Annotated in this window: 7 protein-coding genes; 4 read left to right on the top strand and 3 right to left on the bottom strand. The window is 73.0% G+C overall.

Annotated elements, in window-relative coordinates:
- Positions 1-5: 5 nt before the first annotated feature.
- Positions 6-290, top strand: coding sequence for an SH3 domain-containing protein (locus tag KUM39_RS06490; RefSeq protein ID WP_217784419.1), 285 nt, complete (start codon positions 6-8; stop codon positions 288-290).
- Here KUM39_RS06490 and KUM39_RS06495 read toward each other — a convergent pair.
- Positions 250-1,383, bottom strand: coding sequence for an MGDG synthase family glycosyltransferase (locus tag KUM39_RS06495; protein WP_217784445.1), 1,134 nt, complete (start codon positions 1,381-1,383; stop codon positions 250-252). The two genes, KUM39_RS06490 and KUM39_RS06495, sit on opposite strands and share 41 nt — an antisense overlap.
- Before the next feature lie 585 nt (positions 1,384-1,968).
- Between KUM39_RS06495 and KUM39_RS06500 the strand changes: the two genes are divergently transcribed.
- The 3 genes from KUM39_RS06500 to KUM39_RS06510 all read left to right on the top strand — a co-directional run bounded on the left by KUM39_RS06500 (position 1,969) and on the right by KUM39_RS06510 (position 4,699).
- The gene (locus KUM39_RS06500) at positions 1,969-2,838 is read left to right on the top strand and encodes an SDR family NAD(P)-dependent oxidoreductase (protein WP_217784420.1); all 870 of its coding nucleotides are present in this window, start codon (positions 1,969-1,971) and stop codon (positions 2,836-2,838) included.
- A 6-nt stretch (positions 2,839-2,844) separates the two neighbouring features.
- Positions 2,845-3,750, top strand: a complete 906-nt coding sequence (locus KUM39_RS06505; RefSeq protein WP_217784421.1) for a DMT family transporter — start codon at positions 2,845-2,847, stop codon at positions 3,748-3,750.
- A 97-nt stretch (positions 3,751-3,847) separates the two neighbouring features.
- On the top strand, positions 3,848-4,699 hold the full coding sequence (locus KUM39_RS06510; RefSeq protein ID WP_217784422.1) for a polysaccharide deacetylase family protein: 852 nt from the start codon (positions 3,848-3,850) through the stop codon (positions 4,697-4,699).
- Positions 4,700-4,766: 67 nt separating this feature from the next.
- Here the strand turns inward: KUM39_RS06510 and KUM39_RS06515 are convergent, their stop codons facing one another.
- Together KUM39_RS06515 and KUM39_RS06520 are read right to left on the bottom strand one after the other, a co-directional pair.
- A complete protein-coding gene (locus tag KUM39_RS06515; protein ID WP_217784423.1) occupies positions 4,767-6,287 on the bottom strand; it encodes a catalase in 1,521 nt (506 codons plus the stop codon).
- 618 nt (positions 6,288-6,905) lie between these two features.
- Positions 6,906-7,365: molybdopterin dinucleotide binding domain-containing protein (locus tag KUM39_RS06520; RefSeq protein WP_281425633.1), on the bottom strand; the 460-nt coding region annotated here is incomplete at its 5' end.

Genomic DNA, 7,365 nt, shown 5'->3' on the forward strand with positions numbered 1-7,365 from the left:
GTCCCATGCCCGCACTCCGCCGCGCCGCCACCGTCCTCACCGCCGCCTGCGCCACCGCCCTGCTCCTCGGCACCGCCCCGGCCCTCGCCGCGGACGGCACCGTGGGCGTCCGCGAAACCGTCTGCGCCACCGACCTCTACGTCCGCACCGAACCCGTCGGCGCCTGGATGGGCACCCTCTACAAGGGCCAGACCTTCACCGTCGAACGCAAGCAGGGCAGTTGGGCGTACGGCTTCGCCTACGGCGACATCAACCGGCGGGGCTGGGTCCAGGACGGCTGGTTCTGCTGAACCGGCCCGGACGCCGCCCGGCCAGCTCCGCTACGCAGTCCATCGCGTCCGGGACCCCGGTGAAGAGAGCCCGGCCCCGCGCGACCGCCTCCCGCCCGGCCGGGGTGTCCGGGGCGAGCGCGGTGAGGGCCGCCAGCAGGGCGTGGGCGTCCGGGGCGTACCGGGTGAGGCCGAGGGCGGCCATCTCCCCTACGCCTTCGGCACCGTGGCCGGGCAGGGGGCGGTGGCCGATCACGGGCAGACCGGCGGCCAGCGCCTGGACCGCCGTCTGACCGGCCGCGTTGTCGATCAGGGCGTGGCACGCGGCCAGCAGCGCGGGCATGTCCGGTGTCCAGCCCAGCGGAAGCACATCCGGCTCGCCCGCCAGTGTGTGGAACAGACGTGTGTTGCGCCCACACAGCACCACCGGCAGCCAACCGGCCGCCGCCAGCAGCCGCGCCGTCTCCGCCGGGCGGTTCAGCGCCCCCCACGCCCCCGCCGACAGCAGCACCGGCGGGCGGCCGGGGGCGAACCGCTCGAACCGCTCCCGCCACCGCACCGCCCCCGCGTCCCCGCCGGGCCCCCCCGCACCGGCACGGGTGAACTCCGGCGCCACCACCGGCCCCGTCACCCACGCCCGCGTCCCCGTCGCCTCCCGCACCCGGCGCGCCGCCTCCTCCGACACGCACAGATACGCGTCGTTCCCCGGATGCAGCCACTGCCGGTGCACCGCGAAGTCCAGCAGGAACACCGCACTCGGCACCTCCAGCGCGCCCCGCTCCCGCAGATGCCCGGTGAGCTGCGCGGCCAGATGGAACACGGGTACGACCACATCCGCGTCCGACCGCTCCACGCACCGCAGCAGCCGTTCCCCGGCCAGCCGCGCCAACGGCACCCCGCTCGGCCGCCGACCGGGACCCTCGCGCATGAAACCCCGGTACAGCGCGGCGTACGTCCAGGGCGCGTGCCGTACCGACGCCTGGTAGAAACGGCGCAGCCCGCCCCCGAGGCCGTACGGCAGCAGCCGCAGCACGTCCACCGTCCGGGGCCGCCACCCCCGCTCCCGCGCGCGCCGTGCCAGCTCCCCGGCGACGGTGTCGTGCCCGGCCCCCATGCCCGCGCTGACGATGAGCACCGTAGGAGGCTTCTCGGAGCGGGCGGAGGCGCCGCCGGAACGCGGGCCGGGACCGGGCGCGCCCGGCGGAACGGGATCAGTGAGCACGCCGAAACGATTGACCGGCCTCCACCGGCCCAAACAGCCCCGCCCCCGGCGCACCCCCTCCCCGCGGCCCGCCCACCGCCCGCCCAGCGCCCGTTTACCGCCCCGCCACTGGACCGTCCGGGTGGCGCCCCTTCCTCCCTTCGTGCCGCATACCGCCCCCCGCGTTGCACGGACGGCGCAGCCGGGTACCCGTTGACCGCTTGCGAGTGCCGTCGGTACCCCCTTGGATCACGGATATATGGATATGTCGATATGCAGCGCGCGCCGCACAGGGGCCACCCACACAGGGGCCACCCCCATGTGAGTCACGCACATGTGCGTCACCCACATATGGGCCGCCCACACGGGAGCCACCCACATGTGGCGCGCCACCACCGCGATCCGCAGCCGTACCACCAGGGGCCCTACGACCCGCGCGGGCGACCCGCACCGGCCCGCACGGTCGGCGTCCTCGTCCGCCGTCAGCGAGGTAAGTGCATGCCCCATGTCTTCCCCACCACGGAATCGGCCGCCCGCGGCCGGTCCGCGACGTCCGCGTCGCGGCCGGGCGCCGGTGACGGCCCGCCCCGCAGCGCGCTGGTCACCGGCGCGTCCTCCGGCATCGGCGCGGCCGTCGCCCGCCGCCTGGCCGCCGAGAACTGGCGGCTCGTCCTGAACGGCCGGGACGAGACCCGGCTCGCGGCGGTCACCGCACAGGTCTCCGCGCAACTGTCCGCGCGGGTCCCCGGCCGGGCCCACGGCTCCGCCGTCGCCTTCCCCGCCGACCTCACCGCCCCCGGTGGCGGTCCCTCCCTCGCCGACTTCGTCCTCGACCGCGTCGGCCCGCCCGCCCTGCTGGTCGCCAGCGCCGGGATCGGCTGGGCCGGTGACTTCGCCACCATGCCCCGCGAGGCCATCGAGGAGGTCGTCGCCGCCGACCTGCTGGCCACCCTCCACCTCGTCCGCCGGATGGTCCCCCCGATGGCCGAGGCCGGGACCGGACGCATCGTCCTCATCGGCTCCGTGGCCGGAAGCCTCGGGGTGCGCGGCGAAGCCGTCTACTCCGCCGCCAAGGCAGGCATCGGCGCCTTCGCCGACGCACTCCGCTACGAGTTGAAGGACGCGGGTGTGGGCGTCACCCATGTGATCCCCGGCGCCGTGGACACCCCCTTCTTCGACCGGCGCGGCGTCCCCTACCAGCGCTCCCGGCCACGCCCCGTCTCCTGCGAACGCGTCGCGGACGCCGTGTGGAACGCCGTACGACGCGGCAAGGACGAGGTCTACGTCCCCGGCTGGCTGCGCCTGCCCACCCGGATGCGCGGGGTCGCACCCGCGATGTACCGGCGGCTCGCCGCCCGGTTCGGATGAGCGGACGTGGGAGCCCTCACCATCGCCCTGTCCCTGCTGGCCGCGCTCTCCAACGCCTGCGCCTCCGTACTCCAGCGGCTCGCCGCCGCCAAGGAGGACAGCGAGAGCGAGGCCGGGCACGCCGTCAACTGGTTCGTCCACGTACTGCGCCGCCCCGCCTGGCTGGCCGGGTTCGCGCTGCTCCTGCTCTCCACCGTGCTCCAGGGCGCCGCCCTCGCCCTGGGCAGCCTCTCCGTCGTACAACCCCTCCTCACCAGCGAACTCCTCTTCACCCTCGCCGTCGGCAGCATCGCCTTCCACCACCCGCCCGACCGGCGCACCTGGATGGCGTTCGCCGCCCTCGGCCTCGGACTCGCGCTGTTCCTGGCCGCCGCCGCGCCCTCCGACGGCAAGGCGGTCGCACCCGCCGGACACTGGCTGATCGCCGGGGGCGCGGTGCTGTTCGTGGTCGTCGTCCTGGTCGTCGTCGCCCGGCTGACCAGCGGCGCACCCCGCGCCACCCTGCTCGGCCTCGCGGCGGCCATGTCGTTCTCCGTCACCGCCGCCCTGCTCAAGGAGGTCGTCGGCCGGATTCAACTGGGCTGGGCGGGCGTCTTCTCGCACTGGGCGCCCTACGCCACGGCGGTCGCCGGACTCACCGCGTTCCTGCTGATGCAGGGCGCGTTCCGCGCCGGTTCGCTCACCGCGTCCCAGCCCGCGCTCACCCTCGGCGACGCCCTGACCAGCGTCGCCCTGGGCTGGGCTCTCTTCGACGAACGCATCGGCCTCGGTATCCGGATCATCCCGGAGATCCTCGGCGTCCTCCTCATCGGCGCCGGCAGCCTCGGCCTCGCGGGCGCCCCCTCGGTCAACGGCGCCTGGGACACGGCGCCTGCGGCGAAGGGGCGGGAGGCGGGGGAGGAGAAGAGCTGACGGAGCGGGGGGACACGGGCGTGCCCCCCTGCCCCGCCCCGTACGTGCCCGCCCCGCCCCGTACGTGCCCCCAGCACACCCCGCGAGGAAGAGACGGATGCCCCACTCCACCCCCGTACGCCGTACGGCGACCGCCGCCGGGCTGCTGGCACCCGCCGTGCTCGCCGCCGCGCACATCGGTACGGCCGCGACCTGGCTCCCGGACGTGCGCCGGACCCTGTTCCCCGGCCTCGCGGGCCGGGGCCGCCCCGACCACGTCGCCCTGACCTTCGACGACGGCCCCGACCCCGAGTCCACGCCCCGCTTCCTCGACCAACTGGACGAACTGGACGTACGCGCGACCTTCTTCCTGCTCGGGGAGAGCGTCGCCCGGCACCCGGAGCTGGCCGCCGAACTCGTCCGGCGCGGTCACGAGGCCGCCGTGCACGGCTGGAACCACAGCCGCCCCTGGCGCCCCGCACCCCTACGGGACATCACCGAGGTCACCCGCGCGGCGCGGGTGATCCACGAGGCCACCGGCGGCCCCGCACCCCGCTGGTACCGGCCCCCGTACGGCATCCTCAGCTCCGGCCGCTGGCTGGCCGCGCGCCGCGCCGGACTGCGTACGGTGCTGTGGAGCGCCTGGGGGCGCGAGTGGGACCCCGACTCCAACCCCGACACGGTCCGCGCCCTCATCGGCGCCGACCTGCGCGGCGGCGGTACCGTCCTGCTGCACGACTCCGACCACACCTCACCCCCCGGCACCTGGCGCGCCGCACTCGGCGCGGTGCCGGCGCTCGTACGGGACTGCCGCGCGGCGGGGCTCACGGTCGGGCCGCTGGGCGAGCACGGAGTACGAGGTCCGGGGAGCGGGCGGGGCAGGGGCCAGGACCACGGGGCGCCGGAGGACCCGGAAGACATGGTGCGGGACCACATGGCGCGGGACCACATGGCGCCGGGACCCATGTAGGCAGCGCACACGAAAGCGGGGTGCACCGTAGGCGGTGCACCCCACTGACGCCTCACCTCACGTCACCTCACGCCTTCTCCTGAAGGGAACTCCGCGCCGGATTCCCCTGCTCATCGGCCTTCGGGTCCTTCTCGGAGGCCTTGGCCCGCACCCCGTCCGCGATCCGCTTGCCGATGACGGTGTCGATGTTGGACCAGTACGCGAAGGCCCGCTCCAGCACCGGCTCGCTCACCCCGTTCAGCAGGTGGCCGACCACGTTGTCCACCAGCCGGTCCCGCGCCGCGTCGTCCAGCACCTCGCGGACCATCGTCCCGGCCTGACCCCAGTCGTCGTCCTCCGCGTGCCGCACATAGGCGGCACGGGTGATCGCGCCGTCCGCCTCCCAGCTCGGCGGCTCCCCGAACCGGGCGGTGTCCGCCGCCGGGCCGCCCTTGGAGTTCGGGGCATACACCGGGTCACTGGTCTTCCGGAACGCCATCGCCCCGTCCTTGGAGTACGTGTGCACGTCCGCCACGGGCGCGTTGACCGGGAGCTGCTGGTAGTTGACGCCGATCCGGTACCGGTGGGCGTCCGCGTACGAGAACAGCCGCGCGAGCAGCATCCGGTCCGGGCTCGGGCCGATGCCGGGGACGAGGTTGTTCGGCTGGAACGCCGCCTGCTCGATCTCGGCGTGGTTGTCCGTCGGGTTGCGGTCCAGCGTCATCTTCCCGACCGGGATCAGCGGGTAGTCGCTGTGCGGCCACACCTTGGTCAGGTCGAACGGGTTGAACCGGTAGTCCGGCGCGTCCTCGTACGGCATGACCTGCACATACAGCGTCCAGCTCGGGAACTCCCCGTCCCGGATGTGCTCGAACAGATCACGCGTGTGGTAATCCGTGTCCACCGCGGCCATCTGGTCGGCCTCGTCCTGGGTGAAGAACTCGACGCCCTGGTCGGTCTTGAAGTGGTACTTCACCCAGAACCGCTCACCGGCCTCGTTGATCCACATGTACGTGTGGGACGTGTAGCCGTTCATGTGGCGCCAGGTGCGCGGGATGCCCCGGTCGCCCATCAGCCAGGTGACCTGGTGCGCGGACTCCGGGGACAGCGTCCAGAAGTCCCACTGCATGTCGTGGTCGCGCAGGTTGTTGTCGGCGCGACGCTTCTGGGACCGGATGAAGTGCTGGAACTTCATCGGGTCCTTGACGAAGAACACCGGGGTGTTGTTGCCGACCATGTCGTAGTTGCCCTGGTCGGTGTAGAACTTCACCGCGAAACCGCGCGGGTCGCGCCAGGTGTCGGGGCTGCCCCGCTCACCGGCGACCGTCGAGAAGCGGATCACCAGGTCGGTCCGTACCCCCGGCTGGAACAGCGAGGCCTTGGTGTACGCGCTGACGTCGTGCGTCGTCTCGAAGTGCCCGAACGCCCCGCTGCCCTTGGCGTGCGGCTGCCGCTCGGGGATCCGCTCCCGGTTGAACTGGGCCATCTGCTCGATCAGATACGCGTCCTGGAGCAGGATCGGACCGCCGGGTCCCACGGTGAGCGAGTGCTCGTCACTCTCCACCGGTGCGCCGGAGTCGGTCGTGGTGGCGGCTGGTTTCTCCGTCATCGGTCTGCCTTTCGTCGTACGGCGTACTACGGAGCAGTGACGCGCCGGTCGCGCGGTGGACGCACGACCGGCGGACCCAGGGCTCGCTGCCCAACCCCATGTGCGCGGGCACCCGCTCCTGCCGGAATCCCGTGGTGCCGGGACCCACACTCTGATGCGCACCGCACACGTGACCCGTGGAGGCGGACACAAACACGTACGGGACAGGAAAGGGGAGAACGGTGGGCGGATGTGGCGTAGGGGCACCGGACAAGCGGGACGTGGGCGCGCCAGCTGACCCGCCCGCACCCGCACCTTCCCTCAGGGTGAACCTGTGGGGGAGGGCTCGCCACCGGAGCCGAGGGAGAGCCGCACATGGAGGGGAGCCACTATGTGGGGCGGGCACATGTGCGGAGCCCACACCCATGTGACGATCCGGCGATGGGGCAGGCGCGGTGATCCCGGCCGTGCGGCACATGTGCCGGGGCCGCCTCGCGGATGACGACGGCGGTCCCCGGCCGGGCGATGTCCGTGGTCCCTCGGTTCCGGGGCCGGGAGAGCAGGGCCGGAGAAACCGAGGGTTCGGGGCCCACGTACACCGCACTGTATGCGTGTGCCTCGGTCAGGGATCGGTATGCGTCACTCGTCGGAGTGATTCGCCGCGGGCTCGATCCGGACGCGTACGTGCTTCATGATCGGCTGGTCGCTCTGTTCGCTGTAGTCGCACAGCGCGATTAGCGCGTTCATCTCCGGCATGTACCCGGCGGCGCACCCCCGGGGAATGTCGTACGGCACGGCGAGATACCCGTTCAGCGCGCGGATGCTGCCGTCCTTGGCGGTGGCGGTGATGTCCACGGGTGAGAACTCGGTGAGTCCGCGTTCGCGCATGTCGTCCTCGTTCATGAACACGAGGGTGCGGAGGTTCTTGATGCCCCGGTAGCGGTCGTTGTCGGAGTAGATCGTGGTGTTCCACTGGTCGTGCGAGCGCATCGTGCTCAGGGCGAGCATGCCGGGTGCGGGCACGATGTCGGGCAGCGCAGCCGCGGAGAACTCCGCGAGCCCGGAGGGAGTGCGGAAGACCAGTTCGCGGGCGGGCTGC

Source organism: Streptomyces corallincola (assembly GCF_019104725.1).
GTDB classification, from domain to species: Bacteria; Actinomycetota; Actinomycetes; order Streptomycetales; family Streptomycetaceae; genus Streptomyces; species Streptomyces corallincola.

What these genes read in the sequence shown, in the direction of transcription:
- KUM39_RS06500 (WP_217784420.1), top strand. Translation starts at nt 1,969, where the DNA reads ATGCCCCATGTCTTCCCCACCACGGAATCGGCCGCCCGCGGCCGGTCC.
- KUM39_RS06495 (WP_217784445.1), bottom strand. Translation starts at nt 1,383, where the DNA reads ATGGGGGCCGGGCACGACACCGTCGCCGGGGAGCTGGCACGGCGCGCG.
- KUM39_RS06515 (WP_217784423.1), bottom strand. Translation starts at nt 6,287, where the DNA reads ATGACGGAGAAACCAGCCGCCACCACGACCGACTCCGGCGCACCGGTG.
- KUM39_RS06490 (WP_217784419.1), top strand. Translation starts at nt 6, where the DNA reads ATGCCCGCACTCCGCCGCGCCGCCACCGTCCTCACCGCCGCCTGCGCC.
- KUM39_RS06510 (WP_217784422.1), top strand. Translation starts at nt 3,848, where the DNA reads ATGCCCCACTCCACCCCCGTACGCCGTACGGCGACCGCCGCCGGGCTG.